The sequence below is a fragment of the Guptibacillus hwajinpoensis genome, assembly GCF_005144865.1.
Lineage (GTDB): Bacteria > Bacillota > Bacilli > Bacillales > Guptibacillaceae > Guptibacillus > Guptibacillus hwajinpoensis_A.
Genome location: NZ_SWFM01000004.1, coordinates 218,440 through 245,395, shown reverse-complemented (window position 1 = coordinate 245,395; position 26,956 = coordinate 218,440). Strand labels below are relative to the sequence as shown.

The following is a 26,956-nucleotide window of genomic DNA, read 5'->3' as shown; positions in this document are numbered from 1 at the left end:
CTTTCGACTAATTCTTATTAAAATAATCACTAACCATGCGTCTGTGACTGCCTACCATATTTTCAGGTAGCTCATCAAAGGAGAAATATTTGCATGACAAGCTTTCATCTGGATTTGCTTTGATCGATCCTGAACACTCATCAGTGTAGTAGGCAGTTGTAACAGAATAGAACTCATCGCCATTATCAGCTTTAGTGAAAAATGCTTCTCCAGAGTAAAGTTTGAAGAGAGTAAGATTTTCAACAGTTAAACCAGTCTCTTCAAAAGTCTCTCTTGTAGCCGTTTCTTCTGTTGATTCACCAGGTTCCATTAATCCCCCAGGCAAGCCCCATCTCTTACTCCGTTCATTCCGTAACTGCAGGAGGATCTCGTCATTCTTGTTAAGGATCAATGTCACTGCACCAACAAGAATGAGCGGGCGGTGGCCAACCAAATCACGTAGCTCTTTTACGTAGTTCAAATGAATTCCCCCTCCAACCTATTATAAAGGAAGATCTCTTTTTGAGAAGAGAATGATACCAAGTGCGTATAGAGCTGTCCCAAGAATGAATAGAAACGTGACAGAAGGCCAAATCTCGACAGAACCTCTTGCAATTTCAACCGGCCTAAATGTTGCGAATAGAGAGAGATTTACCAACCAATCGAGCTTGTCACTCATTTTTCCTATCAGATCCATACCATAGAATACTATTGTTATTAATCCTGATATTCCAAGTGCTTGGCGTTCATCATTTAGTAATGAAGAGAAGAGAAAAGAGTAGGCGGAAATGGCATAGAACAATAACAATCCAACAAGATTCACTTTAATAAAAGTCATAGCCTCAAACGGTTTATTGTCGATCAATAGTTCCGTCCCAATTACACCTGCAAGCATTGTTGTTAAAGCAATAATGAGCAGACCTGTTATTAGCACTAGACTTTGAGTAAAGGCAACCTTCTTTCTGGAATTAGGTGTGGCTAGAATATAGGCCATCGAGCCCCGATCAATAAGTCGCGCCATGAGTTGGGAGGATGTCATTAAAGAGAAAATCGAAAGGATAACAATATACAATAAGCCGTAATATTCCCCAGCAATAAAGTCACTAACGTGCTGAAAACCACCTTCCATTCCGAAAGCAGCTAAGAAACTATCAGGCATAGAGTCCATTAATTCATTGAGGCCTGGCGCGTCTGCAACAGAAGGGTAGATGCCTATTATAAGAAGTAAATAAAGGGCAGATCCAATCGCATAGCTTGAGATTGATTTAGCGTGGACCTTAAGCATTTTGAAGTATAGCGTCATGTTCATATTTGCGCCTCCCTGTCATAGTAATTCAGAAAGACGTCTTCAAGGTGCTGTTCATGAAGATCGATGTTAAGGATCTCATAAGCTCCAAGTACTTGTATAAATTGATTGTAATCTCCCTGCACTGCAATTTCAGCTCGGTTATCGCTAACAGAAATCACGTTAAGGTGATTTCTCACTTGTTGCGCTTCTTCGGCAGAACTGAAAGTGACTTCAAACAACCTTCTCTGTTTCTGCTGAAGAGCATGGATGTTTTCAACAACGACAATTTTGCCATCTTTAATAATAGCAGCTCGATCGCAAGTTCGTTCAATTTCTGAGAAACTATGAGACGACATAAGAAAAGTGGTGCCTTTATCTTTCAGTTCGCTGACAATATCAATAAAGATTCGTTGCATGAGAGGATCAAGACCTGAGGTGGGTTCATCGAGAATAACTACTTCAGGTTGATGCATAAAAGCGGCAACAATCCCTACTTTTTGTTTCATTCCTTTGGACATTTTTCGTATAGGTGTTTTAACATCAAGTTGAAGTCGTTGAATCAATTCATCACGGTAGTTCGTTTGTTTCAGACCTCGCATGCCACCAATTAGTTTAAGAAATTCTATTCCATCCATCCCATCAAGAAAAGCAATCTCACCTGGAAGATACCCAACCCGTTCCTGGATCTTTGCAGCATCTTTCCACGTATCCATTCCAAAGATAGAAGCAGATCCACTGGTTGGTTTCATAAAGCCCATTAAATGACGAATCGTCGTAGACTTACCAGCTCCATTTGGTCCAAGGAATCCAAACACTTCACCTTTTGGAATGGAGAAACGAACATCAAATATACCTTTTCCATTAGAGAACTCTTTCGTTAAACCATTTAATTCAATCATAAGGTTCCCCCTCAATTGTTTTTGGACGTTAATCATACTTATCTTTCACTTTAAGAATAAATGACAAAATGTCGATATACCAGGAGCATGTCGAAATGAATTATTGAAAGGTATCTTCAAGTTTTTCTTATTTCTAGTCTCTTTTCTATAGACGATTTTCGTAAAGGTTGTTGCTTTTGAAAGAATTTTTGTATTAAGAATCAAACTCAGCTGATTGGAGCGGAAGGATGCTCGACTCCTGCGGGACTAGCGGGGCAGGTGAGACCCCACAGGCGCGAAGTTCTTGCGCGCCGAGGAGGCTTACCGCCCGCCCCGCGGAAAGCGAGTATCCTTGAGCGGAAATCAACCACTACTTTTATAGAATCAATGTTTTATGGGTTAATGGGTAAATTGAAAGGCAACGACCAGTCATAATTCTGAATTACCGTTCATAAACTAAATGTGTGTAAATTTTCACAAAATTTTAACAGTTTGTAACGTATTCTTACCCATTCCTATTGTATAATGAAGTCATCCAGAGGGAAAGTTGGTGAATTCTGTTGAAGAAACTAAAGAAATTGACTTTTAAGCAGCTAGTCGATCAAAATAGAGCAGAACTTCTAAAGAATGAAAAAGAACTTGCTGAGATTGAAAAACGAATTGATAATAAACACGTATAGTAGTTGAAAAAGCAGCCTGCAGGCTGCTTTTTTGTATGTAGAGGCCAATAAATCCTGTGCTAAAATAACGATAAGGAGGCGACCTAGTTGTGAAATTACTTAGCATAAATGTAGGCAAACCAATTGAAACGGATTATAAAGGAAAGAACATTGAAACAGGAATTTACAAAAAGCCAGTAAGCGAAAAGGTATATGTATCTCGTGAACAAGTAGAAGGAGATGGGCAGGCGGATCTTGTTCATCATGGTGGTTCCGAAAAAGCGATATGTGTTTATCCTAAAGAGCATTATTCGTACTGGGAAAAGAAGTTACAATGTCAATTGAAGCCTGGCGCGTTTGGTGAGAATTTCACCGTTTCTGGTGTAGATGAGAATGAAGCACATATTGGAGATATTTACAGAATTGGTGAAACGAGAGTTCAGGTGAGCCTTCCAAGGCAGCCTTGTTTCAAGCTTGCGAAGAAGTTTGAGGTCGACAATATGCATCTTTTTGTGATGGAAAATGGTTATAGTGGCTATTATCTCCGTGTGTTGGAGGAAGGCTATGTTAAGGAAGAGGATGACATAGTGGTTGAACATCGACCATCTCATGGGGTAACGGTCGCGCTTATTAATCGATTAACGTATCATGATAAAAATGACCGAGTAGGTCTTGAACAGGCAATGCTTGCGAAAGAACTATCGGAGAGCTGGTATAACAAGTTAAGTAAACAGTTAAGCGCGCTATGACAGCGCGCTTTTACTTTTTGGCCATCCGATAATAGAAGATGATCAACATGATAATCGTAATGATCGTAACACTATATTTAACGAGTTGCATAAGCTCCATGGATTTCTCCTCACAAGAAAAGCTGGAACCAAATGGATCCAGCTTCTTTAAATGTTAGACTACTTTTTCTTTCAGTGCTTTTCCTGGCTTAAAGGCAGGTGTTTTAGAAGCCTGAATCAGAATTTCTTCACCTGTTTGTGGATTGCGGCCTTTACGCGCTGAACGTTCTCTTACCTCGAAGTTACCAAAGCCTACTAGTTGAACCTTTTCACCTTTGGCAAGTGCCTCAGCAATCGTATCCATCAATGTGTCTACCACTCTCGCAGTATCTTTTTTTGACAGTTCAGCTCTTTCTGCAACAGTTGATAGTAGTTCTGCTTTATTCATCACATTCATCCTTTCTGATTTTGCTAGTTTCATTTCTATAGCTCCATTTTCACCAGCCTATCGCGTTTTTATACATTGAATTCCTGATTTAATTGCATAAAAAAAGAGATTCTAAAGCGAATCTCTGGCTCGTTTGTTAACTTAGTAGTTGGAAAGTTGTTTGTACTCTTTTTCGAGGTCAGTCAGCGTGCAGTGATATAGATGTTGATCTGCGGTAGAATAAGCTCCTGCTTCAATTAGTTTAGAGATGTAATAGTGACGTCGTTGTTCAAGAGCTTTTCTAAGCTGATTTACTTCCATGAGCACAACCTCCTTATCAATTTTTTATTCCCAGTATGTCCTGAGTTCATGCTCTTTAATCGGAATCTGATGTGACAGAAACGACAATTTTTCAGTTCGTTGTATATAAGAGCGATCGTTGCTTACTACATAGATAAAGGATGTTAATAAATGAATAAGAAACAAATCGTACAAGCCATAGAGGCGATTCAATGGGATTATGAAGAAGCTCTTGTACCTGAATCTATTCACTATATTCAAAAAGATGACGTTGTGATGATAAAAAATGAAAATTCAACGAGTATTTATGCAAATAAAGTGATTAGATTCGATAAAAGTTATGACGAAATTGACGAAGTGTTTGCTTTTTTTGAAGGATGTCCATTTTCATGGTGGGTTCGTGTAGATTCACAATCTAGTGAACTTGAAGCTGAGTTAGCTAAACGAGGAATGTGTCATCTCGATACCTATATTGGGTTAGCGAAGGAACTTCATAAGAAAGAGAAAGAGGTCGATTCAAAGTACATTTATCAAGAAGTAACAACAGAAAAGGGTGCTCTTCTGCACGCTCAAGTAGCGAGTGAAATATGGGGTTATGATAAAAAAGCGGAACAGGCTGCCTTCTCTGAAAGAATGAATTATGTAAAGCTTCCTAATCGACGAGGAGGATATATGGTTGTGCTTGATGAGCTGCCTATCGCATACTCAAATTATCGTTACAGTCACGATTACTCTGTTCTTTATTTGAATGGATCAGGCGTTATCGAATCGTATAGAGGAAAAGGGGTCTATCGTGAAATGGTTGCAAGAAGATTAAACGAAGCAATCCGAAAAGGATGTCATCTCGTAGTGACCCAGGCAAAGCAGGGAACGTCTGAGCCAATTCTGAAAAAAGTTGGTTTCATCGAGTATGCAACGTATAAACAATTTGTAACAAATCATAAAGGATAGAGCCACTTCTCTAACTAGTAAAATAGAACGAAAGCTGCTAAGAAATTAGATGGGAAAATAGACCATAAAGGACTGGACAGACAAGCCTCTTTTATCAGATAATTCTGGTAAAGGAAAGGGAGGCGCTGATTATTAGTGAAATAAAGTTAATACCATTTGTAGTTAATGCTGTCGTAAAACAAGCTGATGCTCTTCCAGATGGCGTTGAGATGATTCAAGCTCCTGCTATCTGGGATGCAGCTCAAAAAGGGAAAGATAGAGTTATTGCAATTGTTGATACAGGCTGTCAGATCGACCACCCTGATCTTCAATCTCGTATCATTGACGGTAGAAATTTCACAAAAGATTTTGGGGGAGCCAAAGACCGTTTCGATGATAATAACGGTCATGGAACGCACGTTGCTGGAACGATTGCGGCAGTAGGAGGAGCCAAGGGTGTAAAAGGTGTAGCACCTGATTCCAAGCTTTTAATCGTGAAGGTGCTTAATGGAGCAGGTAGCGGATCTTATCAATCAATTATTGAAGGTATTCGTTATGCAACGGATTGGAAGGGTCCAAATGGTGAGCGCGTTAACGTGATCTCAATGTCCCTTGGTGGACCGTCGAATTTGCCTGAGCTACATGAAGCCATTAAGGATGCTGTTAACCAAAATATATCTGTTGTATGCGCAGCTGGTAATGAAGGCGATGCACGAGAGGATACGCCTGAATTTGCATATCCAGGTGCTTACAATGAAGTAATCGAAGTAGGAGCGGCTTCATTTCAAAGAACGCTTGCGCCATTTTCTAACACAAATAATGAGATTGATTTAATTGCACCAGGAGTTAATATACTATCCACATACCCTGGTGGTGAATATGCTGTACTCTCTGGAACGTCTATGGCAACACCGCATGTTTCAGGTGCTTTAGCGCTTATAATGAACGTATCGGAAAGCGAATTCAAGCGTTCGTTAAGTGAAGCTGAGATTTATGCCCAGTTAATCAGAAGGACTATTCCAATGGGATCTACAAAGCAAGCTGAAGGTAATGGACTGCTTGCATTAGGTATAATTAAACAGTTGGAATCACTGTTTAGTATCTATACTACAACGTGGAATAAGCAAGAAGTGAAAAACGAAGAAGCAACTAAATCGAAGTGATATTTAGAAGACCCTTTTAACGAAAGGGTCTTCTTTTCAATAGGCTGTTTTCTAAAAGATTGTTTTCAAAGATTTTTCTATAGAGAACCCCACTTAGCTGATTGGAGCGGAAGGTGATCGACTCCCGCGGAAAGCGAGCATCCTGGAGCACTGCGGCTCTTATAGCAACAAAGTATACGAAAAGAGCCTTCCATTAAAACAAAAAATCCCTCTGCGCTATGCACAGAAGGAAGTTTCTTAAATCGGAAGAACGTAGAACAACACACAGAAGAAATGAGCTAACGTTCCTCCTACAACAAATAAATGCCAGACAGCATGGTGATACTTAAAAGCTCTCCAAACGTAGAAGATAGCACCAATCGTATAAAGAACTCCTCCGATGATTAGAAGCAACATACCGTTCGGATGTAGATTCTGAGTCAGAGGGTTCCAGGCTAGAACAATCAGCCAACCCATTAGTACATATAGAATGGTAGAAATAAATAGAAACTTTTTCACAAAAAATGCTTTAAATACCGTTCCTGCTATCGCAAGTCCCCATACGATTCCAAATAGCGTCCAGCCGAGAGGGCCTTCAATGACGATGAACAAAAATGGCGTATATGTTCCAGCTATAAAAAAATAGATGGATGAGTGGTCAAGTATTTCAAAAAAGTCTTTCGCTCTTCCTTCGGGGAAGCTATGCACAAGAGTGGATGCTGTATATAGCAATAGCATCGTTGCTCCAAAGAGTGTGAAGCTAACAATGTGCCACGCAGTTCCATAACGTGATGCAAAAACAATTAAAATGACAAGGGCAGCAATACTAATTAGAGCGCCAATTCCATGAGTAATATAATTCGCACGCTCTTCACCAACACTAAACGTATGAGTTGTCATAATTCGCATCATTCCTTTAAATCAGTTACAAGCAGTATACAACATGGAATCATGTTAGTCATGTTAAGAAAGCCTTAATTCTTCTTCTTTCTTAATTTTTCGGCTTCATTTAATAAATGATATGTGTAGAAATCCTTTTCCTCTATTTGTTCTGTTACGGCTTCCATTACGAGAAACTCCTCAGCAATTTCCTCCCGAACAGACCCTAGAAGTTTCTCACTATCAGACGTTACCAATTTGTTTTTTGGATCCATCATTATAAATACGCTCCTTTACCAAATGAATGATAGTATCATTCTGCCTAAGGAAGCGGAATTTATTCGGAGAAGGAAGAATTTCGCAATGAACACAAGATGTTTCTTAAGTTTTGGCTCTTTTCTCAATGATTGTAATGTCTACGAAAACAGTCTTATTTTTTTACGATGGAACGATAAACGTGGTATCCACTTGTTGATACACCAATTGTTCCAGCGCCTGGAAAGACGCTATCTCCACAAAGCCACAAACCATTTATTCCAGTTCTGTGAGAGAGGCTGTTAAATAAACTATATTCATTTGTTTGAGGAAAGCCACCAACCATTCCTTTTGGTCTTTTTGTGAACCTTTCCCAGGCGCGAGGAGCACCTGTCATCTGCAACTCAATGCCATCCCTTACTTGAGGAATAACTCGTTCAATACCTGACAACATTTTTTCAGATAACGTTTCTTTGTATTTGTCATATTTCTCTTTCGTATCCCAATGATGGAGCTCAGTATGTGTACTAACGGTTAGTGTTCGAAATCCTTTGGGAGCACGATTTATATCATTCGATTTGGAGAGCGAAAGAAAAAGGTGGTTACCTTCTGTCATTGACCCGTCCGATAACACCTGATTGAAGAGAGCGGTATACTCTGGAATGACCTTTTCATTTAGAGCAAAGTACATTGTAAAAGCACCCCACTGCGCAATTTTGCTCCTTTTCACTAGCTTAGCAGGCAGCTGTTTCTGGAGAGGTTCTGGGAGAAGGGGAACGAAACCCTGTATAGGTAAGTTACAAACTAGATGATCTGCTCGCCAGCTTTCACCTTTCTGATCTACTGCAACCCACCGTCCGTTTTCTTTTCGTATCGTTTGAATTTGTTTTCTTCTGTAAGTTCTTCCACCATTATCTTCAATAAATTTCTGAAGCGTTTCTGCTATTCTGTATAATCCGCCTTCGGTATAATAGGCCCCCTCATGATAAATATCGAGAGCAAGCGCCCCCATCAAAGCAGAGCAATCCAGACTAGTTGTTTGCATACTATCAATTAATTGGCCATCAATAAAATGCCGAAACGAATCAGCTCTATCTAAATTGTGTTTTTTTAAAAGATCGCCCACTGTTTTTCGTAGATATGGCAAAAGACTTGGAGTACCAGGCTTTAGAGAAAGTATTAGCTTTTTCCACTCAGAAAGGGTAACGGGAGGAACAACAGGGAGCGGCTCAATTAATTTCCTGACTTCAGCACCGATCTTCCAAACTTCTTTATAAAAGGAGATGATTTGACTAGCGTGTTTTGGAAATTGAGATGAACACTCGGAAAGGTGTCGATTACGATCAGCATAATAAGGCATAACAAGACTACCGTTATAAACTCTCATAATTTCGTCAAGTGCAAGAGCAGGAAAAGACAAATTCAGCTCTTCGAAAATGCGGTGATGAATGCCACCTTTTTCAAAACCCATTCCCATCGTAGCACCAACTGGAAACAGAAACTTCCCTCTACTGAACTTGCCTGCAGAGCCACCCCATTCATTTGAAGCTTCTAATACTGTAACGTTGTGGCCATCTTTCGTAAGCAAAGCACCGGCAGTCAATCCACCAATTCCGCCTCCAATAATGATAATTTCCAAAGTAATCCCCCCATGGTGTACGAAACTTCTTTTATTTTCTATTATAAACGTAGCACTCCCTACAATCATGTATCAATGTGTGTAGCTTATGCTCACAACAGTTGTTTTACAGTAGAATGATATGAAAATTCCATGTTTGTACCATGGTACTTGTCCAGCCAACTCTTACAACAGAACATAAGATAAGGTAAGAGTGAGGTTAGGTCCCCCCCTTCGCAAAACTCACTCTATGTGGCCCATATTAAGTCAGGGATTTCCCTGGCTCTTTTTTTATTCCCTAACAACATCCTTTTTGAAAGGCTCTTTCTTAAGGAAAGAGTTGGTTTTGAATGAGTTTTGTTAGAAAGCCACACTTCGCTAATTGGAGCATCCTGGAGCGGAAATTAACTCTCTCCTATAGGAACCATGTCAACGAAAACAGTGTTATCTTTAACAGGATTCGACTGTTTCCAACGTTCTGCCCTCTATCACACTAGAGTTTCTACGAATCTTCTTAAAGAAGGGGGAATGACCTTGCTAGAAATTATCGAAATAGGGAAAAACGAACACGGTCGTGAGTTAACCATCCGTGAGTTGATTAAGAAACTTGAAGAACATCCTCTTGACCCTGACTTTGAGCAAAACGGAAATTTCATTTTTCCATATCAACCCATTCGAGATGCTAAAAGATATGCTGGTTGTAAAGCATTCTTCGGAGACTTTGCTATGATTTCATGTCGCTTTTTTATTGTGACAGATGAGAAAGTACTCATTGAAGAATTGATAATAGCGATTAAAAGAAATCAGGAACGAATTGATTATGGAAGGTTACGTGATCTACAGATGAACGGGAGAGTATCACATTGACTATGTTATAATCAGGATATTCTGCGCGTGATTGGAGTGATTGAAATGAGTATAGAAACACTTCAGGAACAAGTCGATGGGTTAATGGAAAAGTATACAGAACTGCTCCTAGGTGACAGTAATGATGAACTTAAGGAGAAAGTGAAACTCTGGGCCATGTACACACATCTATCAAAGACAATGCCACCGCTTGCAAAGCATTGGAATCAAACATACCCTGAAGCGAAAGATGCGATGAAAGAGCTAGTGTCTGAAATCAAGACCATGAATGAAGAGCATCGCAAAGCACAGGAAAATAGTAAATCAGATTAAAGAAATCAGGGGATCCTGGTTTCTTTTTTTTGTTGGCTCTTTTCTAAAAGATTGCCGATTTTGTAAGAGGTTTTATATTATTAAGCTCACACTTCAAAGTTGATTGTAGCTCCAGGTGCTCGACTCCCGCTAATCCCGCAGGAGTCGAGCACCTGGAGCGCAAATCAACCACTACACTCATGGCAACAATGTCTACGAAAACAGCCTTTTTGATTGTAGAGTTCGGTAAAGTTGAAAACACTATTTTGATAAGGGCATTTAAAGTATCAACTGTGCAAGGAATGAAATATACTATTCTATCTCTATGTTTTTAGATTTGTTATTGACGGGTATTGTTATATAAAACAGTCATTATTTAACAAAATTAATTCAAGAGAAAATCTATCAAATATAGACCTATTCATAGCATTACATGGTAGAATAGCATTGAAGGCGAAATATGGCGGTTTTTGGGTTTATATGCCGTTTTTCTCCACTATATATTTTTATGATGCTATGAATGCGTTTTCATGGAGGGGTTATGATGGAACAAGCAATGCGTAATTTCTTTTTATACATGGGGAAGAACAAGGTAGCCACTAAAGTAGCTAAGAGATACGGTATGCGTTTCGGGGCAAGTCGTTTTGTAGCGGGGGCTTCTCTCGATAGCTCTGTTCATGCGATTAAGAAGCTAAATCAAAAAGGTCTATCTGTCACAATAGATCACCTTGGTGAATTTGTCGATAACGCAGCAGAAGCTGATGAAATGACAAAACACTGTATTGAAGCGATTGAACGAATTGCTGCAGAGAACCTGGATTCACAGCTTTCTCTTAAATTAACGTCAATGGGACTCGATATTGACTATGATATGACATTAAAAAATATGCGAAGAATTCTAGAAGCTGCCGATAAGCACGATGTCTTTGTCACAATTGATATGGAAGATTTCGAAAGATGCGGTAAGACGATTGAGATCTTTACTGAGCTTAAGAAAGAGTTTGAAAACATTGGTACAGTGCTTCAGGCCTATCTATATCGAGTAGCTGACGATGTAGCAAATCTGAATGAACTTTCTCCTAATTTAAGACTTGTAAAAGGTGCTTATAAGGAGTCTCCTAAAGTCGCTTTTCCAGACAAAAAAGATGTTGATCAGAACTTTAGGAAGATTATAAGAATGCATTTATTAAATGGGAACTATACTGCGATTGCAACTCACGATGACCAAATTATCGAATACACGAAGAAGCTTGTTAAGGAATATAATATTCCCCGAAGTCAATTTGAGTTTCAAATGTTATACGGTATTTGTGTGGATCGCCAGGAAGATCTTCTTAAAGACGGCTATAAAATGAGAGTGTACGTTCCTTATGGGAAAGATTGGTATGGATACTTTATGAGACGTCTTGCTGAACGTCCAGCAAACGTAGCCTTTGTTCTAAAAGGAATGATGAAATAAAAGAGAGCGGGCCAATGTCCGCTTTCAACCATTTTTGAAAAAGAATGAAATTTGTCAAAAAAATCCTCGCATTATATTGCTAAATTTCAGAATATATTTTATAGTATAAACAGAGGAAATAATCTCGCTCTTTTTTTTGAACTAAAAATGAATGAGCATTCATTCAACAGGGGAGGTTCGCTATGACACGTAGCATTCATAAAGTCGCTGTATTAGGAGCAGGAGTAATGGGATCAGGCATTGCCGCCCACCTGGCGAATGTAGGAATACCAAGTCTTTTATTAGATATTGCACCAAAAGAACCGAATGAAAAAGAAAAAGCAAAGGGCCTGACGCTTGAAGATCGGGCAGTTCGAAACCGCCTCGCAGCTGATGCGATTGAGAAGCTGAAGAAGCAAAAGCCAGCACCACTTTCTAAGAAAGACCATATTCAATTAATTGAAGCAGGGAATATGGAAGATGACATGGAGCGACTCAAAGAAGTTGATTGGATTATTGAAGTTGTAGTTGAAAATCTAGAAATCAAAAAGAAAGTATATAAAAAAGTAGATGAATGCAGACGTCCTGGAACGATTGTTAGCTCAAACACCTCAGGTATTTCCGTTGAGGCAATGGCTGAAGGGCGATCCGAGGATTTCAGAAAGCATTTTCTAGGCACACACTTTTTTAATCCGCCTCGTTATTTAAAGCTTCTTGAAGTGATCCCAACGAAGGACACTAATCCTGAAGTGCTTTCATATATGAAAACATTTGGTGAGGATGTTCTTGGTAAAGGTGTAGTAGAAGCCAAGGATACGCCAAACTTTATTGCCAATCGAATTGGAACATACGGTCTTCTTGTAACGGTTAGGGAGATGTTAGCTCGTAATTTCTCAGTTGGAGAAGTTGACTCGATAACAGGTCCAGCTATAGGACGACCAAAAAGTGCAACATTTAGAACGCTTGACGTTGTAGGACTTGATACATTTATCCACGTCGCGAATAATGTTTACGATCAAGTTGAAGGTGATGAGAAAGAAGTTTTCCGCATTCCTGACTTTATGCAACAAATGAAGGAACAAGGATGGATTGGAGCTAAAGCAGGGCAAGGCTTCTTTGTAAAGAAAAAAGGAGCAAAAGGAAGCGAAATTCTCGAATTAAACCCTTCTACTATGGAATATGAACAGAGACAGAAGTTGAAGACGGCGTCTGTAGAGGCAAGTAAGCAGGCCAAATCCAAAGCAGATAAACTGAAAGCGCTTGCGTATGCGAATGACCGTGCCGGTGAGTTAATCTGGAACATTATGAAACCTGTATTGCTTTATTCTGCTGAGAAGGTATATGAAATTGCAGATGATATCGACGCAGTAGACCGTGCCATGAAATGGGGCTTTGGCTGGGAGATGGGTCCTTTTGAAACATGGGATGCACTTGGAGTTGAAAAGTCAATTGCACGTATGAAGGATGAGGGTGAAACGATTCCTACCTGGGTAGACGAGATGCTCGCTTCAGGTATTACATCCTTCTACAAGCAGGAAGGTGGAAGTCAATCATTCTACCATAAAGGTGATCAAAAGAACGTTGTAGAGAGTAAGAAAATTATTCACCTTAAAGGGCTAAAAGCTCAGGATCGGGTGATTAAAAAGAACACAGGTGCCACGCTTCTTGATCTTGGAGATGGCGTAGCTGGACTTGAATTCCACTCACCAAACAATGCGATCGGAATGGATATTCTCCAAATGATTAACGAGGCAGTTGATGAAACGGAGAAAAATTTCGAAGGGCTTGTAATTGGTAACCAAGGGAAAAACTTCTGCGTTGGAGCTAACGTTGCTTATATGTTGATGGAGGCTCAGGATGATAACTTCTTCGAAATCGAAATGGTTGCAAGAAAGTTCCAACAGTCAATGGGACGTATTCGTTACTCGAAGAAACCAGTCGTTGCTGCACCTTTCCAGATGGCACTTGGTGGCGGGGCAGAAGTTTGTATGCCTGCTGCATCCATTCAAGCATCACTTGAAACCTATATGGGACTTGTCGAAGTAGGCGTTGGAATAATTCCTGGCGGAGGCGGTAATAAAGAGCTTTACTTGCGCCAGCTTGAACAAATTCCTTCTGGCGTAAATGTGAACCTAACCGATATTGCAGCAAACGTGTTTGAAACAATTGCAATGGCGAAGGTTTCAACTTCCGCACATGAAGCACAGGAACGAGGGTTTATTCGTCCACAAGACGGCATTAGTGCAAATGCAGATCATGTTCTCCATGATGCGAAAGAAAAGGTGCTTTTCCTTGCTGAGCAGGGATATCAGCCACCGGTAGCTAAGAAGATTCCTGTTGCTGGAGAAGCTGGATACGCAGCTATGGTAATGGGAGCGAAAACGATGAAGTGGAGCGGCTACTTATCAGATCATGATTTGAAAATCGCAGAAAAGCTTGCGCACGTCATTGCGGGCGGAAAAGTTAAAGAAGGCACTTATGTAGATGAGCAATATCTTCTAGATCTTGAGCGTGAAGCGTTCCTCAGCCTGCTAGGAGAGCCAAAAACGCAAGCAAGAATGCAGCACATGTTAGTAAAAGGAAAACCGCTGCGCAACTAGTATGGAGGAGGGAAGTTTGATGAAAGAAGCAGTTATTGTATCTGGTGCTAGAACACCTGTTGGAAAAGCAAATCGTGGAACCCTTGCTGAAATGCGTCCCGACGACCTAGGAGCGATTACGGTTGCCGAAACGTTGAAGCGTGCGGGTGGATATGATGGTGAGATAGATGATGTCATTATGGGATGTGCCATTCCGGAAGCAGAACAAGGGCTAAATGTAGCTCGAATGATCAGTGCACGAGCAGGGCTTGCTGAGACTGTTCCTGCTATTACAATCAATCGCTATTGTTCATCTGGACTTCAAAGCATTGCATATGCATCAGAGCGAATTATGCTTGGTCAATCGGCAACGATCCTTGCCGGTGGTGTAGAAACTATGAGTCTTATCCCAATGGGTGGGCATGTGATTAAACCAAATCCTACTCTTGTACAAGAAAAGCCAGAGTACATTATGGGTATGGGACATACGGCAGAAGAAGTAGCAAGACGCTTTGAAATTAGCAGAGAAGATCAGGATGCCTTTGCTCTAAGAAGTCACCAACGTGCAGCACAGGCAATCAAAGACGGTAAATTTAATGATGAAATCGTACCTGTTGAAGTAACGAAACGATGGGTTGATGAGCAGAACAAACTTCAGGAAAAGAAATTCCTTTTCTCCCAGGATGAAGGCGTTCGTGCAGATACTTCATTAGATGTGCTTGCGAAGTTACGACCTGCTTTTAACGTAAGAGGATCTGTGACTGCCGGGAATTCATCACAAACGAGTGATGGCGCTGCAAGCGTTCTTGTCATGGATCGGGAGAAAGCAGAGAGTGAAGGGCTAGCGCCAATGGCGAAATTCCGCTCCTTTGCAGTTGCTGGTGTAGCACCTGAAATCATGGGTGTTGGACCTATCGAAGCGATACCGAAGGCACTGCGACTTGCGGGTCTTGAGCTATCTGATATTGGCCTTTTTGAATTAAATGAAGCATTCGCCTCACAGTCACTTCAAGTGATCCGGAAACTTGGTCTTGATGAAGACAAAGTGAATGTTAACGGAGGTGCGATTGCACTCGGTCATCCACTCGGATGTACGGGTACGAAGCTTACTCTTAGCCTGATTCATGAGATGAAGAGACGAGGAGAACAGTTCGGTGTCGTGACGATGTGTATTGGTGGCGGAATGGGTGCTGCCGGTGTGTTTGAAATTCTTTAAAGTGAGTATTCATAACGATGAAAAGGGAGGAACACAAGCATGTCTAATACAATGAACAAAATTATTAAAGGTGCGAGCTTTCTAGTCGAGGACCCAACTGCTGAGGACATTTTTACACCGGAGGATTTCTCTGATGAGCATGTGATGATGGGGAAAACGACAGAAGATTTTGTTGTTAAAGAAGTTGTTCCAGAGCTTGATAAGATTGAAGAACACGAATTCGAAATCTCTCGTAAACTTCTAGAAAAAGCAGGCGATCTTGGACTGCTAGGGGCAGACGTGCCTGAAGAATACGGTGGTCTTGGTCTTGATAAGATTAGTTCTTCTGTTATTACAGAAAAGTTCGCTCGCGCTCGTTCGTTCTCATTAAGTTATGGTGCGCATGTTGGTATTGGTTCTCTTCCAATCGTATTCTTTGGTAATGAAGAGCAAAAGCAAAAGTATCTTCCTGGTCTTGCTTCAGGAGCATTGATTGCGGCGTATGCTTTAACTGAGCCAGGTTCTGGATCTGATGCACTTGGTGCGAAAACGACTGCTAAGCTAAATGAAGAAGGAACTCATTACCTTCTAAGTGGTGAAAAGCAATGGATTACAAACTCAGCATTTGCCGATGTTTTTATCGTCTATGCAAAAATTGATGGAGAGCACTTCTCTGCATTCATCGTCGAACGCGATTCGAAAGGACTTTCAACAGGTCCAGAAGAGAAGAAAATGGGTATTAAAGGTTCTTCTACAAGAACACTAATCCTAGATGACGTAGCTGTACCAAAAGAAAATCTTCTTGGTGAAGCTGGCAAAGGTCACGTTATTGCATTTAACATCCTGAATGTTGGTCGTTATAAGCTTGCAGTAGGTACAATTGGTGGGATGAAGCGTGGCATCGAGCTTTCTGCTAAATACGCAACTGAGCGTAAACAATTTAACACACCAATTGCAAAGTTCTCTCTAATCCAAGAGAAGCTTGCGAACATGGCTGTTGCAACTTACGCAACAGAAAGTTCTACTTACCGTACTGGTGGTCTTTTTGAACAGAAGCTAGGGAAGCTCTCTGATGAAGAACAAAAAGATGGCGCGAAAGTGGCTGAAGCTATTGCTGAATATGCCATCGAGTGTTCACTAAATAAAGTATTTGCTTCTGAGGCGCTTGACTACGTAGTAGACGAAGCTGTTCAAATTCACGGTGGATACGGATTTATGTCCGAGTATGAAGTAGAGAAGATGTATCGTGATTCACGAATCAATCGTATTTTTGAAGGAACAAATGAAATTAATCGTCTTCTCGTTCCAGGAACGCTAATCCGTAAAACGATGAAAGGTGAACTGCCATTACTTGAGAAAGCAAAAGCACTTCAAGAAGAGTTGATGATGCTAACTCCTCAAGAGATTGGCGATGCACCGCTTGAGCAAGAGAAGTACCTTGTTGCTATGGCTAAGAAGGTTATGCTAATGGCAGCAGGAACAGCAGTACAGAAATATGGTAAAGCACTTGATAAAGAGCAAGAAGTTCTATCAAACATTGCTGATATCGTGAGCGAAATCTATTCTATGGAATCTGTTGTATTGCGTACGGAAAAAGCATTGAACAAATCAACTGCTGAAAAGCAACAGAATAAGCTACTTCTTACCCAAGTATTCTGTCAAGAATCTTTCAACAGAATTGAGGCACATGCGAAGGAAACATTACTTGCTGTTGAAACAGGTGATACTCTTCGAATGATGATTTCTGCTCTTCGTAAGCTAACACGTTATACACCAATTAACGTTATTGGTAAGAAGCGAGAAATTGCTGCTACTATTCTTAATAACCAGCGTTACACAGTGTAAATAACCTCCAAACCATATTCTCTCTTAATCCCTCCAAGAATTTGGAGGGATTTTTTTACCTCGTTAAGGAAATATAAAGATTGGGGTAAAAAGAGGATTTTTTCTTTGGATGACGAAAGCTACTTTTAGATGCGTCTGAATTTGTCGAACTCCTCACATATGGTAAACTAACGACATCATCACATTGACGTGTTTTAAGGAGGAACAGATTTGGCCATCACATTTTATGCTTATCCAAAATGCGGAACTTGTCGTAAAGCCAAAAAGTGGTTCGCAGAAAATAATATAGAAGTTAATGAAGTTCATATCGTAGAGAATCCACCATCTAAAGATGAGTTAGCACAGTTAGTCGATCATAGTGGACTACCAATCAAAAAGTTTTTTAACACTAGCGGCCAGAAATACAGAGAACTTGGGTTAAAAGATCGTGTTTCCACTGCCACAGAAGATGAGTTGCTTGAATTGTTAGCATCAGATGGTATGTTAATTAAGCGTCCGATCGTAACAGATGGACAAGAAGTAACGGTAGGGTTTAAAGAAGATACATTTGAGGAAATATGGAAACGATAAAATGGTTGCTTATTTAATAATAACTATTATACGATAGTTATTGTAAATAATATTAATAACTTAACTAGAGAAACTATTTCAGGGAGGAATTACAAATGAACTTACCAAAAGATTTTCGCTACTCAGAAGAACACGAATGGGTACAAGTACAAGAAGACGGAAACATCCGCATTGGTATTACTGATTTCGCACAATCAGAATTAGGAGATATTGTTTTCGTGGAGCTTCCAGAAGAAGGCGACACAATTGAATCAGACGAGCCTTTTGGAAGTGTTGAGTCAGTGAAAACTGTTTCCGAACTATATGCGCCAATCTCAGGAAAAGTTCTCTCTGTAAATGAAGAATTAGAAGATAGCCCTGAATTCGTTAACGAATCTCCATACGAAAAAGCATGGATGGTTGTTGTAGAACCAACTGAGCCTTCTCAGATTGAAGAGCTTATGACAGCTGAAGCTTATGAGAAAATGGTAAGCGAAGACTAATAGACCAATCAGCCAGGGAAGAAAAATTTTCATCGTTAACCTTTAAAAGTGCATGTATTTAAAGCTTCTGTCATCTATTTATTAAATGGCTCTTTTCGTATACTTTGTTGCTATAAGAGTGGGGGGTGATTTGCGCTCCAGGATGCTCGCTTTCCGCGGGGCGGGCGGTGAGCCTCCTCGTCGCTTACGCTCCTGTGGGGTCTCACCTGTCCCGCTAGTCCCGCAGGAGTCGAGCACCTTCCGCTCCAATCAGCTAAGTGGGGTTCTCTATAGAAAAACCCTTTAGAAAGAGCCTATTAAATAGCCTAATGACGGTTTTAATGAAACACACTATATATAAGGGGTTGTTATCGATGAATGATCAATCTCGTCCTATGGAAAGAATCGATATTACAAGTAAGGTGTATGGCAAGTTCGATCAGAACTCTATGAACCTTTTCTTAAACAAGGAAAAGATCGGCCGCATCTTATTTACCAATGAGGGGAATCATTATGAATTTTCCGATGGATTTGAATTCGACCAGGATAGGATCTTTCGTTATGAACGCGCGATGGAGAAAAACGGAAGGTATGTAGAAGATTGTGACCTTGGATGGTGTTAGAAAAACCGGCCTATTTGGCCGGTTTTTCTTATGCTTTATTTTTTCTAATGTACTTGATTGTCGTAATAAGACCATTAGGTGAAGGTCTACCAAATGGGCTTGACTGCAGATACTGCGCCATAAGTTTTCCATTCTCATCAATAAGGAAGATAGCTGGTTCACCGTGTTCACCATGATCTTCGTATGGATCATCTTCACTGTGCATCATGACACCATAAGCATCAATTGCTGCGTTTTCATTGTCACTTAACACTGGAAACTGTAGTCTATGCTTTTCTTTCATTTTTCTAAGAGACTCTAAACTGTCTTTAGCAATTGCGATAGGATGAACGTCTAATTTTTGAAATGCACCAAGGTGCTCCTGAATTTCTTCCATTTGTTCATTACATACTGGACACCATTCACCTCTGAAAAACACTAGCATATGCCAGCGATTATCGCTTTTTTGGTGCTCTTCGAACTGAAACAGCTCACCTTCTGTGTTAACGAGAGAAAAAGATGGTGCTTCTTGTCCAAGGTTTAACTTTGTCATTATAAACACTCCAATCTTTATTCTTATGTTCTTCTTTCCACCACTTGAGCATGATAAAACATAATTGAATGGTTTAACTGGAACTGTGTTTAGGGAAAATAGATAGTAGAAAAGAAAATGACCAATGGAGGGAACTATAATGGCTTTGTCGAAAGAAGAACTACAGCACTTTAAAAAACAGCTTCTTGATTTAAAAAAGGAACTTCTAGATAGTGGAGCAACTAAACATGATGAGAATGTAGCATTATCTGATGAAACAGGTGAACTGACTTCATACGATAATCATTTCGCTGACATGGCATCTGAATTAGATCAACGTGAAAAGGATATTACGCTAGAAGATGCTGCTAGAGAACGTTTGAGTGCAATTAATACAGCCCTTGATCGAATTCGTGAAGGTAACTATGGTATATGTATTGATACAGGAGAAGAGATTAATAAGGAACGACTAGAAGCAATTCCCTATGCAATTCGAACAAAAGAGGCTCAAGATGAATTAGAAGAAACAAAAGAAGATAGCAGACCGGATGATGAGGCAACATTTGAAACACCTGGTAATCGAGTAGATGATCGAATTCGAACAGCCGATGATCTGCAGAATGAGCACGGTAATTCGACTTCAGAGACTTACCTGGAAGAAGACAATCCAGATAACAAGGATGAGTAATCTTCAAAGCTCTAATGAATAGCTGTTGCTCAAATAATATTTAATCAACTCAAATTGCAAAAATAGAAACGATCTGCCTCCACATCCATATGCTATAGTAAAAGCATTGATACGACAGCTTGAAATGGAGCGTTGTGCCATGAATGATAAAGTAATAATTGTTGAAGGAAAGACGGATAAAGAGCAACTAATGAGGGTTCTAGATGAACCTGTTAGTATTATTTGTACGTATGGTACGATTAGTTTTGAAAGGCTCGAGGAACTTAGTGAAGAGCTTGAGGAAATGGACGTCTATGTACTAGTAGATGCAGATGATGCTGGTGAGAAGCTCCGGAGGCAGCTTTCACAGGAGATTCCTCACGCAGAACATCTTTACATCACAATGCTTCATCGTGAGGTGGCTGAAACACCACTGAACTATTTAACTCGAATATTAAGAGCAGCTAAATTCAAAGTCATGACCATATAGCGTGGGATTGAACATATTACCTCAGGGAAGCTTAATTAAGCTTCCCTGAGGTCTTATCTAGTTAGGAGCATACCAATGAAAGAAGTTACTGAGGAGAATGAGATGCGAGAGCTGATGGCTCAATCTCATTGTATTCTCTTTTTTTATACCCCATTTTGCCGGACGTGCAAAATTGCCCAGAGAATGCTGCAAGTTGTTATAGAATCAAAAGATCTTCAAGAGAAGATTTATGCTTGTAATTTAAATTACTTCCCATGGGTGGCTGAAAACCTTAAAATACAAAGTGTTCCTGCATTAACGGTTTATAGAGATGGAAATCCAGGTGACACCCTTTTCGCTTTTGAATCGGTTGTTAAGGTGGATACTTTTTTAAGTGATGAATAATTACTTTGATTATATTTGACCAATTGTTTGTTATTTATCGAATGCAATAAACGCCACCAGAGAGGGATTTTTAAGATAAATAATATGCTGAAAATTTCGTAATATTAACAATGATAAATTAGTATAACAGCCAGTAAAGAAACAGTAACATTGTCATAAAATTGTATTTTCGTTGATGCTGATTGAATGGTATAACTGAATATAGAGTCACCATTCGATTATTTCGAACGGTGGCACATTTCATTTTCATAGCTTTGATCCAATAATTCAAATTTATAACATCTAAGAATCCAACCCGTATAAGCAATCAATCGAAATTGATTGCAAAATGAGAGGTGTAAAACATGACAACCATTTCAATCAGCACGAAAATGGGAAATTTCGCGAATAACAGAGATAGCATTACATTAGAAGATAAAATCGATAGTATACAAAATGGCAATCAACTATTAAGAAACCAACTACTAGAAGATTACCAACCATTTATTAAAAAGATCACATCCAAAGTTTGCAACCGATATATCAATCATACGATGGACGAGTTCAGTATTGGACTGTCTGCGTTTAATGAAGCGATGGATCAATTCCGAAGAGGACAGGGTAGCCGTTTTCTTACTTTTGCAGATATGGTCATTAGAAGAAGGGTTATCGATTACATTCGTAAGGAAGCTAGACAAAACAAATACATCTATCTTGAACCTGAAGAACTTGATGAAGAAGGTCGTCTTGAAGATAGTTATGCAGAACAAAGAGCAGCACTCGATGTCTATGAAATGGACAAGCAAAGTGAAATGCGAATGTATGAAATTGAAGAATATGAACAATTGTTAAAGAAATTCAGTATTACGTTTAAGGTGCTTAGCAAAAATTGTCCGAAACATATTGATGCCAGAGAGAACGCCAAGATGATTGCAAAGTTAATTGCAGACGATAACGTATTATCAAGCTATTTGTTGGAAAAGAAGCAGCTCCCAATAAAAGATTTGTTAGCGCTCGTTACATGCAGTCGCAAAACAATCGAACGTAATCGAAAGTATATAATAGCAGTTGCATTAATCCATCTCGGTGGTTTTAATGCTCTGAAATCGTATATACAGTAGTTGAATTAAGGGGGCCAGGGGATGAAAAAAGGGGTCATTATGGACATTCGTGGTAGAAAAGCTGTTGTTTTAACACCAGATGGTGAATTTACAACAATTAATCTTAAGCGAAATCATACGTTAACAATAGGCTCTGAAATTAAACTTGCACCAAAACCAATTAAACAGAAAAAGGGTTATTTTACCCCCTCTATGCCTACCCTGGCCGGAATGACGGCGCTTTTGCTGTTAGTTGTTCTTGTCACAGGCGTCATACCTGTAACACAGAACGATGCAGTTGCAGCCTATATAAGCTTTGATATTAATCCTAGTATTGAGGTTGGAGTGAATTCTGATCTTGAAGTTGTTCAATATCAAGCATGGAACTCAGACGGAGAAGGGTTGAATTTAAGCAAGGAAACAAAGAACATGCCACTTAGTGATTTTGCAGGTCTTCTTGTATCACGACTGGATAAGGATGGCTATCTTTCAAATGGAGGAAAGCTGTTAATTGTAGCCTCAGATGTTGAGAAACAGGAGAGATCCGAAAACATCAAAGCTGCTCTTGAAAAAGCAATTCGTAACATTGAACAAAATGAATCATTAAAGAACCAGTCTATTGCAATCACGACTGTTCTAAATTCAGATTACAGTACGCGTCAAGAAGCTGTGAAAAAGGGTGTTTCACCTGGTAAATATGTGACGTATTTAAGTGCTTTAGATCGAGGCGTCTCTATTACCTTAAGTGATGTGCGGAATTTATCCGTTAAAAAAATTGAAGCTATGGATTCCCAAAACATGACTGCTGATGAATCAGATTCATTAGACCCTATTAAAGAATCATCAGATTTAGAGGATTCAGTTATCCAATTGAATGACAAAAAGGCACCTTCTACAGATGAAACAACGGATAACGAATTGATTTTACAAGAATCGAATGAGAGTGATTTGGAAGATAACCAAGATAATTCTAAAGAGACGATTCCAGAAATTGAGGATGAAGAACCAACGATCAACAAGGAATCTGTCAAATTAGAAGAAGAAAAAACTGATAATAACAATCCAAGTGAAATTGAAAATACTGAAAAAAAAACTAAAAACCAAGTAAAAAAAGCAGAAAAGAAGAACGATAAACAGAACGAAAAAAATGATCGAAAGCATCAAAAAGAAGATGTAAAAGATAAGAAAGACTACAAGAAAGATATGGAAAAGAAAGTGAATAAGAAGCAAGAAAAGAAAGAAGATAAGAAAGAAAAGAAACAAGAAAAGAATAAACATAAAAAAGAACATGATTCGAAGAAAGACGAGAAAGACAAGTAACGCTTCACGCTATTATTTATATTATTTATTAGAAAAGCCAGAGGGATTGCCCTCTGGCTTTTTACGATTCTACAGCATAAGCTCTGGGAGTGCTCCCACAACATCTAGAAATGACGATTGATCATCAAATACTTTAAAAATACGATGCTGTTTATCAAGCAACACCGTTGTAGGTACTCCTGTACAGTTATAATTGTCATACGTTTCACGACCGATATCTGCTAAGACGGGGAAGGGTAGTTGATGTTTATTCGTAAATTCTTTCCCCGCTTCAGGAGATCGTTCTCGTCCGGTCACATTAATTGTAATGAAACCAAGTTTATCTAGATCGGCATGCTGATAGAACTGCTCCTTCATTGGTAAATCTCTCATGCAATCTGGACACCAGGAAGCCCAGAATGTAATCATAACTGGCTTGCCTGCAAAGTCGGATAGTCGAATGGTTTCACCGCTTCTAAGTTCTTCTAATTCAAAATATGGCGCATCCAAAGTTTCTCACCTCACCGATTTATACTATCATCACTTTATCAAAATTCTAGTTCTAATCAAAATATTACTACCGTACAATGATTCTATATAAATTTTCAGAAATTGTTTGACACTGATACGGTACCTTGCTAAAATGAACACAATTAAATGAAAATTAAATGAAAACGAAATATTCTTTCTTATCTAGAGAGGCGGAGGGACTGGCCCTATGAAGCCCGGCAACCGTCAAACCATTCGTGGTTTGAAAAGGTGCCAATTCCTGCAGGAGAAATCCTGGAAGATAAGCGGAGCTGATGATTAAATCAAGCCTCTCTGTCTTTCAGAGAGGCTTTTTATTTTTGGATCTTTCTTTGACATTGTTAGCTATAAGAGTGGGTGATTTTCCGCTCCAATTAGCTACGTGTGCTATTCACAAAAAAATTCTTTCCAAAGCAACAACCTAATAGAAAACAGCCTTGTATTTAAATCGCAAAACTCACATGATTCATTGAGTACTGCGAAGCATGTTGATTGCTTGAAAGGAGTGATAAAGGTTTGGAGAGAGAAAAGAGATACGAGGATTGTAACGTATCTATTGGACCATTCGTGCTCGAATCGGGTGAGGAACTTCCTAGTGTAGAACTTGCTTATGAGCGGGTTGGGCCAACTGAAGCACCAGTCATCCTAGTGTGTCATGCCTTAACAGGAAATCAGTATACAGTAGGTGAGTCGGAACCTGGGTGGTGGGAAGGATTAATTGGTCATGGTAAGTACGTTGATACGTCAGAATTTCAAGTTATTACGTTTAACGTTCTTGGAGGATGTAATGGATCTACCGGACCGCTGTCCATAAACCCCGAAACTGGTCATGAGTATCAGTCGGATTTTCCATTCGTCACTGTGCGAGATATGGTTCATTCTCAGAAGAAAGCATTACAGCAGTTAGGAATTCATCATCTTCATGCCGTAATTGGTGGTTCACTTGGAGGAATGCAAGTATTGGAATGGGGGATTCTTTATCCGGATTGGATGGAGCATCTAGTCCCATTAGCTGTAACGCCATCTCTAAGCGCATATGGTATTGCCTATAACTCTATTTCTAGGTTTGCCATTACAAATGATCCTGATTGGAAAGATGGGTATTACAACCTTGATCATCCTCCAGTAGCAGGACTTGCAACAGCACGAATGATTGGCATGATCTCTTATCGAACCGATGACATGTTTCAAAAGAAATTCGGTCGAAATGAGAATGGAAATCCGGGTGAAAGTCATACAGAAACGTCCTATGATGTGGAATCCTATCTTCACTATCAAGGAAATAAGCTTACTCACCGATTTGATGCAAATAGCTATTTGTATTTACTTAAGGCCATGGATATGCACGACATTGGTAGGGGAAGAGGTGACATAACTGAGGCGGCTAAACAGATCCAATCAAACGTACTAGCAATTAGCTTTAAAGGAGATTTAATTTATCCTCCTCGTAATTTAGAGAGCATGTTCTCACTTGAAAGCTTAGCAAAATTCTATATTGTCGATACCAAATTTGGTCATGATGGATTTCTCGTTGAATTTGATAAATGGGGTCCATTAATTAAAGAACAGTTGAAGGAAACTTTAAAAATTTAAAGGAGTGAATGGAGAATGGCAGAGAAACGTTACAATTTAGAAACGATTGGAATTCATGGAGGATTACAGGCAGACCCCGCTACAGGAGCAAGAGCATTGCCGATTTATCAATCTAATGCTTATCGATTTAATAATACGGATCATGCCGCAGACTTGTTTGCATTAAAAGAAGAAGGGTTCATTTATTCTCGTATTGGTAACCCAACTGTCGGTACACTTGAAGAACGAATTGCTCAGCTTGAAGGCGGAATCGGAGCGCTTGGATTTGCGAGTGGTATGGCAGCCATCACTGCTGCTGTTCTAAACATCGCGAATAGTGGTGATGAAATTGTATCAGCCTCAACGCTATATGGAGGAACGTATAACCTCTTTGCAACTACGCTTCCTAAATACGGTATAAAAACCAACTTTGTAGATCCGGAAAATCTGGAATCGTTTAGAAGTGCGATTACACCGAATACAAAAGCGATTTTCGCAGAGACAATTGGAAATCCGGGGCTTCACGTACTAGATATTGAGAAGGTAGCAGAAATTGCTCATGAAGCAGGAATTCCGTTAATTATAGACAATACATTTGCTACTCCTTACTTGTGTAGACCAATCGAACATGGAGCAGACATTGTGGTCCATTCCGCAACGAAGTGGCTTGGTGGAAATGGTTCTACAATGGGCGGACTTATTGTTGATGCAGGTAAATTTGACTGGAATTCTTCTAAGTTTCCAGGATTCATTGAGCCTGATCATTCCTATCATAGCATTGTGTTTGCTGAAGCACTTCCTGAAGCGGCATATATTGTGAAGGCGCGCGTTCAACTGTTACGGGATACAGGAGCTTCATTAAGTCCATTTAATGCATTTCAAATCGCTCTTGGCGTTGAAACACTTCACGTTCGCATGAAGGAACATGTGGCTAACACTCGCAAAATAGTTTCATATCTGAAGAATCATGATGCGGTTGAGTGGGTGAGCTATCCTGAAGAGGAGAACCATCCTTCCAATCAACTCGTGCAGAAATATCTCCCTAAAGGAGCGGGGGCTGTCGTTGTCTTTGGTATAAAAGGTGGGCGAGAAACAGGAGCAAAAATTATTAATGCAGTCGATCTCTGGTCGCATGTAGCGAATGTAGGAGATGCTAAAAGCTTAATTATTCACCCAGCAAGCACAACGCACCAGCAGTTAAGTGCAGATGAATTAAAAGCTTCAGGCGTCCGAGATGATTTAATCCGACTTTCCGTTGGAATCGAACACATTGATGATCTTATTGAAGATCTTGATCAAGCTATTGCAAAGGCAAGAGTCGAAGCGAACGTTTAATTTATATAGACAAACTAAATAGATCACTCTTATCCAGAGAGGCAGAGGGACTGGCCCGATGAAGCCCGGCAACCATTAAGCATTGCTTAATAAGGTGCTAACTCCAGCAGAATAGCTACTATTCTGAGAGATAAGGGGA

The 26,956-nt window shown here is 39.7% G+C and carries 30 protein-coding genes and 2 riboswitches; of the genes, 20 read left to right on the top strand and 10 right to left on the bottom strand.

Annotated elements, in window-relative coordinates; all coding sequences use genetic code 11:
• Window positions 1-7 precede the first annotated feature (7 nt).
• Genes FBF83_RS15325 through FBF83_RS15315 form a run of 3 tightly spaced genes read right to left on the bottom strand, consistent with a single transcriptional unit; the run spans window position 8 to window position 2,166 of the window.
• Complete coding sequence (locus tag FBF83_RS15325) at window positions 8-460, bottom strand: NUDIX hydrolase (RefSeq protein WP_136948024.1); 453 nt, start codon at window positions 458-460, stop codon at window positions 8-10.
• Between the two features lie 21 nt (window positions 461-481).
• The gene (locus tag FBF83_RS15320; protein WP_136948023.1) at window positions 482-1,288 is read right to left on the bottom strand and encodes an ABC transporter permease subunit; all 807 of its coding nucleotides are present in this window, start codon (window positions 1,286-1,288) and stop codon (window positions 482-484) included.
• A complete protein-coding gene (locus tag FBF83_RS15315) occupies window positions 1,285-2,166 on the bottom strand; it encodes an ABC transporter ATP-binding protein (RefSeq protein WP_136948022.1) in 882 nt (293 codons plus the stop codon). The genes FBF83_RS15320 and FBF83_RS15315 overlap by 4 nt, the downstream gene beginning before the upstream one ends.
• Before the next feature lie 539 nt (window positions 2,167-2,705).
• Between FBF83_RS15315 and FBF83_RS15310 the strand changes: the two genes are divergently transcribed.
• Together FBF83_RS15310 and FBF83_RS15305 are read left to right on the top strand one after the other, a co-directional pair.
• Window positions 2,706-2,825, top strand: coding sequence for an FbpB family small basic protein (locus tag FBF83_RS15310; protein ID WP_136948021.1), 120 nt, complete (start codon window positions 2,706-2,708; stop codon window positions 2,823-2,825).
• Window positions 2,826-2,914: 89 nt separating this feature from the next.
• A complete protein-coding gene (locus tag FBF83_RS15305) occupies window positions 2,915-3,553 on the top strand; it encodes an MOSC domain-containing protein (RefSeq protein ID WP_136948020.1) in 639 nt (212 codons plus the stop codon).
• Between the two features lie 154 nt (window positions 3,554-3,707).
• On the opposite strand, the gene FBF83_RS15300 is transcribed toward FBF83_RS15305, so the two are convergent.
• Complete coding sequence (locus tag FBF83_RS15300) at window positions 3,708-4,013, bottom strand: HU family DNA-binding protein (RefSeq protein ID WP_255436167.1); 306 nt, start codon at window positions 4,011-4,013, stop codon at window positions 3,708-3,710.
• Window positions 4,014-4,121: 108 nt separating this feature from the next.
• Window positions 4,122-4,280: a Fur-regulated basic protein FbpA gene (locus tag FBF83_RS15295; protein WP_084006575.1), complete on the bottom strand. Its 159-nt coding sequence runs from the start codon at window positions 4,278-4,280 to the stop codon at window positions 4,122-4,124.
• A gap of 150 nt (window positions 4,281-4,430) precedes the next feature.
• On the opposite strand from FBF83_RS15295, the gene FBF83_RS15290 reads away from it, so the two are divergent.
• Window positions 4,431-5,210 (top strand): GNAT family N-acetyltransferase, encoded by a 780-nt coding sequence (locus FBF83_RS15290; protein WP_136948019.1) that lies wholly within the window; start codon window positions 4,431-4,433, stop codon window positions 5,208-5,210.
• 131 nt (window positions 5,211-5,341) lie between these two features.
• Window positions 5,342-6,352 carry a S8 family peptidase gene (locus FBF83_RS15285; RefSeq protein WP_240688128.1) on the top strand — a complete coding sequence of 337 codons (1,011 nt, stop codon included), beginning with the start codon at window positions 5,342-5,344 and terminating at the stop codon, window positions 6,350-6,352.
• A gap of 237 nt (window positions 6,353-6,589) precedes the next feature.
• Here the strand turns inward: FBF83_RS15285 and trhA are convergent, their stop codons facing one another.
• The 3 genes from trhA to FBF83_RS15270 form a co-directional block, all read right to left on the bottom strand.
• A complete protein-coding gene (trhA, locus tag FBF83_RS15280; RefSeq protein ID WP_136948080.1) occupies window positions 6,590-7,234 on the bottom strand; it encodes a PAQR family membrane homeostasis protein TrhA in 645 nt (214 codons plus the stop codon).
• A 71-nt stretch (window positions 7,235-7,305) separates the two neighbouring features.
• Window positions 7,306-7,488, bottom strand: coding sequence for a hypothetical protein (locus FBF83_RS15275; RefSeq protein ID WP_136948017.1), 183 nt, complete (start codon window positions 7,486-7,488; stop codon window positions 7,306-7,308).
• Between the two features lie 152 nt (window positions 7,489-7,640).
• Window positions 7,641-9,104, bottom strand: coding sequence for an FAD-dependent oxidoreductase (locus tag FBF83_RS15270; RefSeq protein WP_240688117.1), 1,464 nt, complete (start codon window positions 9,102-9,104; stop codon window positions 7,641-7,643).
• A 513-nt stretch (window positions 9,105-9,617) separates the two neighbouring features.
• On the opposite strand from FBF83_RS15270, the gene FBF83_RS15265 reads away from it, so the two are divergent.
• From FBF83_RS15265 to FBF83_RS15225, 9 genes are all read left to right on the top strand, one after another.
• Window positions 9,618-9,950 carry a hypothetical protein gene (locus tag FBF83_RS15265; RefSeq protein WP_136948016.1) on the top strand — a complete coding sequence of 111 codons (333 nt, stop codon included), beginning with the start codon at window positions 9,618-9,620 and terminating at the stop codon, window positions 9,948-9,950.
• A gap of 45 nt (window positions 9,951-9,995) precedes the next feature.
• The gene (locus FBF83_RS15260; RefSeq protein WP_136948015.1) at window positions 9,996-10,262 is read left to right on the top strand and encodes a YusU family protein; all 267 of its coding nucleotides are present in this window, start codon (window positions 9,996-9,998) and stop codon (window positions 10,260-10,262) included.
• A 523-nt stretch (window positions 10,263-10,785) separates the two neighbouring features.
• Window positions 10,786-11,700, top strand: a complete 915-nt coding sequence (locus FBF83_RS15255; protein ID WP_136948014.1) for a proline dehydrogenase family protein — start codon at window positions 10,786-10,788, stop codon at window positions 11,698-11,700.
• Window positions 11,701-11,882: 182 nt separating this feature from the next.
• Window positions 11,883-14,279, top strand: coding sequence for a 3-hydroxyacyl-CoA dehydrogenase/enoyl-CoA hydratase family protein (locus tag FBF83_RS15250; protein ID WP_136948013.1), 2,397 nt, complete (start codon window positions 11,883-11,885; stop codon window positions 14,277-14,279).
• Window positions 14,280-14,298: 19 nt separating this feature from the next.
• Window positions 14,299-15,474 carry an acetyl-CoA C-acetyltransferase gene (locus tag FBF83_RS15245; RefSeq protein WP_048311912.1) on the top strand — a complete coding sequence of 392 codons (1,176 nt, stop codon included), beginning with the start codon at window positions 14,299-14,301 and terminating at the stop codon, window positions 15,472-15,474.
• Window positions 15,475-15,513: 39 nt separating this feature from the next.
• The gene (locus tag FBF83_RS15240) at window positions 15,514-17,298 is read left to right on the top strand and encodes an acyl-CoA dehydrogenase family protein (RefSeq protein WP_136948012.1); all 1,785 of its coding nucleotides are present in this window, start codon (window positions 15,514-15,516) and stop codon (window positions 17,296-17,298) included.
• A 210-nt stretch (window positions 17,299-17,508) separates the two neighbouring features.
• A complete protein-coding gene (locus tag FBF83_RS15235; RefSeq protein WP_136948011.1) occupies window positions 17,509-17,868 on the top strand; it encodes an arsenate reductase family protein in 360 nt (119 codons plus the stop codon).
• A gap of 95 nt (window positions 17,869-17,963) precedes the next feature.
• Window positions 17,964-18,350, top strand: a complete 387-nt coding sequence (gene gcvH / locus FBF83_RS15230) for a glycine cleavage system protein GcvH (protein WP_136948010.1) — start codon at window positions 17,964-17,966, stop codon at window positions 18,348-18,350.
• Window positions 18,351-18,703: 353 nt separating this feature from the next.
• On the top strand, window positions 18,704-18,952 hold the full coding sequence (locus FBF83_RS15225) for a YusG family protein (RefSeq protein ID WP_169525523.1): 249 nt from the start codon (window positions 18,704-18,706) through the stop codon (window positions 18,950-18,952).
• A gap of 28 nt (window positions 18,953-18,980) precedes the next feature.
• Here FBF83_RS15225 and FBF83_RS15220 read toward each other — a convergent pair whose 3' ends face one another.
• Window positions 18,981-19,484, bottom strand: coding sequence for a peroxiredoxin family protein (locus tag FBF83_RS15220; RefSeq protein WP_136948008.1), 504 nt, complete (start codon window positions 19,482-19,484; stop codon window positions 18,981-18,983).
• 139 nt (window positions 19,485-19,623) lie between these two features.
• Between FBF83_RS15220 and FBF83_RS15215 the strand changes: the two genes are divergently transcribed.
• The 5 genes from FBF83_RS15215 (at window position 19,624) to FBF83_RS15195 (ending at window position 23,403) form a co-directional block, all read left to right on the top strand.
• Window positions 19,624-20,151, top strand: coding sequence for a TraR/DksA C4-type zinc finger protein (locus FBF83_RS15215; RefSeq protein WP_169525521.1), 528 nt, complete (start codon window positions 19,624-19,626; stop codon window positions 20,149-20,151).
• A 139-nt stretch (window positions 20,152-20,290) separates the two neighbouring features.
• Window positions 20,291-20,620: a toprim domain-containing protein gene (locus FBF83_RS15210; protein WP_136948006.1), complete on the top strand. Its 330-nt coding sequence runs from the start codon at window positions 20,291-20,293 to the stop codon at window positions 20,618-20,620.
• A gap of 75 nt (window positions 20,621-20,695) precedes the next feature.
• Complete coding sequence (locus FBF83_RS15205) at window positions 20,696-21,004, top strand: thioredoxin family protein (RefSeq protein WP_136948005.1); 309 nt, start codon at window positions 20,696-20,698, stop codon at window positions 21,002-21,004.
• Window positions 21,005-21,348: 344 nt separating this feature from the next.
• Complete coding sequence (gene sigI / locus FBF83_RS15200) at window positions 21,349-22,104, top strand: RNA polymerase sigma-I factor (RefSeq protein WP_240688116.1); 756 nt, start codon at window positions 21,349-21,351, stop codon at window positions 22,102-22,104.
• 21 nt (window positions 22,105-22,125) lie between these two features.
• Complete coding sequence (locus tag FBF83_RS15195; RefSeq protein ID WP_136948004.1) at window positions 22,126-23,403, top strand: anti-sigma factor domain-containing protein; 1,278 nt, start codon at window positions 22,126-22,128, stop codon at window positions 23,401-23,403.
• 69 nt (window positions 23,404-23,472) lie between these two features.
• On the opposite strand, the gene FBF83_RS15190 is transcribed toward FBF83_RS15195, so the two are convergent.
• On the bottom strand, window positions 23,473-23,892 hold the full coding sequence (locus FBF83_RS15190; RefSeq protein WP_136948003.1) for a TlpA disulfide reductase family protein: 420 nt from the start codon (window positions 23,890-23,892) through the stop codon (window positions 23,473-23,475).
• Between the two features lie 176 nt (window positions 23,893-24,068).
• A riboswitch (SAM riboswitch) is annotated at window positions 24,069-24,179 on the top strand.
• A gap of 247 nt (window positions 24,180-24,426) precedes the next feature.
• Here FBF83_RS15190 and metX point away from each other — a divergent pair.
• Both metX and FBF83_RS15180 read left to right on the top strand, forming a co-directional pair.
• Window positions 24,427-25,503: a homoserine O-acetyltransferase MetX gene (gene metX, locus FBF83_RS15185; RefSeq protein ID WP_136948002.1), complete on the top strand. Its 1,077-nt coding sequence runs from the start codon at window positions 24,427-24,429 to the stop codon at window positions 25,501-25,503.
• Window positions 25,504-25,518: 15 nt separating this feature from the next.
• A complete protein-coding gene (locus tag FBF83_RS15180; RefSeq protein ID WP_136948001.1) occupies window positions 25,519-26,817 on the top strand; it encodes an O-acetylhomoserine aminocarboxypropyltransferase/cysteine synthase family protein in 1,299 nt (432 codons plus the stop codon).
• 26 nt (window positions 26,818-26,843) lie between these two features.
• A riboswitch (SAM riboswitch) is annotated at window positions 26,844-26,954 on the top strand.
• The last annotated feature ends 2 nt before the right edge of the window (window positions 26,955-26,956 follow it).

What these genes read in the sequence shown, in the direction of transcription:
- FBF83_RS15320 (WP_136948023.1), bottom strand. Translation starts at nt 1,288, where the DNA reads ATGAACATGACGCTATACTTCAAAATGCTTAAGGTCCACGCTAAATCA.
- FBF83_RS15315 (WP_136948022.1), bottom strand. Translation starts at nt 2,166, where the DNA reads ATGATTGAATTAAATGGTTTAACGAAAGAGTTCTCTAATGGAAAAGGT.
- FBF83_RS15300 (WP_255436167.1), bottom strand. Translation starts at nt 4,013, where the DNA reads ATGAAACTAGCAAAATCAGAAAGGATGAATGTGATGAATAAAGCAGAA.
- FBF83_RS15295 (WP_084006575.1), bottom strand. Translation starts at nt 4,280, where the DNA reads ATGGAAGTAAATCAGCTTAGAAAAGCTCTTGAACAACGACGTCACTAT.
- FBF83_RS15290 (WP_136948019.1), top strand. Translation starts at nt 4,431, where the DNA reads ATGAATAAGAAACAAATCGTACAAGCCATAGAGGCGATTCAATGGGAT.
- FBF83_RS15275 (WP_136948017.1), bottom strand. Translation starts at nt 7,488, where the DNA reads ATGATGGATCCAAAAAACAAATTGGTAACGTCTGATAGTGAGAAACTT.
- FBF83_RS15260 (WP_136948015.1), top strand. Translation starts at nt 9,996, where the DNA reads ATGAGTATAGAAACACTTCAGGAACAAGTCGATGGGTTAATGGAAAAG.
- FBF83_RS15255 (WP_136948014.1), top strand. Translation starts at nt 10,786, where the DNA reads ATGGAACAAGCAATGCGTAATTTCTTTTTATACATGGGGAAGAACAAG.
- FBF83_RS15250 (WP_136948013.1), top strand. Translation starts at nt 11,883, where the DNA reads ATGACACGTAGCATTCATAAAGTCGCTGTATTAGGAGCAGGAGTAATG.
- FBF83_RS15245 (WP_048311912.1), top strand. Translation starts at nt 14,299, where the DNA reads ATGAAAGAAGCAGTTATTGTATCTGGTGCTAGAACACCTGTTGGAAAA.
- FBF83_RS15240 (WP_136948012.1), top strand. Translation starts at nt 15,514, where the DNA reads ATGTCTAATACAATGAACAAAATTATTAAAGGTGCGAGCTTTCTAGTC.
- gcvH (WP_136948010.1), top strand. Translation starts at nt 17,964, where the DNA reads ATGAACTTACCAAAAGATTTTCGCTACTCAGAAGAACACGAATGGGTA.
- FBF83_RS15225 (WP_169525523.1), top strand. Translation starts at nt 18,704, where the DNA reads ATGAATGATCAATCTCGTCCTATGGAAAGAATCGATATTACAAGTAAG.
- FBF83_RS15220 (WP_136948008.1), bottom strand. Translation starts at nt 19,484, where the DNA reads ATGACAAAGTTAAACCTTGGACAAGAAGCACCATCTTTTTCTCTCGTT.
- FBF83_RS15215 (WP_169525521.1), top strand. Translation starts at nt 19,624, where the DNA reads ATGGCTTTGTCGAAAGAAGAACTACAGCACTTTAAAAAACAGCTTCTT.
- FBF83_RS15210 (WP_136948006.1), top strand. Translation starts at nt 20,291, where the DNA reads ATGAATGATAAAGTAATAATTGTTGAAGGAAAGACGGATAAAGAGCAA.
- FBF83_RS15205 (WP_136948005.1), top strand. Translation starts at nt 20,696, where the DNA reads ATGAAAGAAGTTACTGAGGAGAATGAGATGCGAGAGCTGATGGCTCAA.
- sigI (WP_240688116.1), top strand. Translation starts at nt 21,349, where the DNA reads ATGACAACCATTTCAATCAGCACGAAAATGGGAAATTTCGCGAATAAC.
- FBF83_RS15195 (WP_136948004.1), top strand. Translation starts at nt 22,126, where the DNA reads ATGAAAAAAGGGGTCATTATGGACATTCGTGGTAGAAAAGCTGTTGTT.
- FBF83_RS15180 (WP_136948001.1), top strand. Translation starts at nt 25,519, where the DNA reads ATGGCAGAGAAACGTTACAATTTAGAAACGATTGGAATTCATGGAGGA.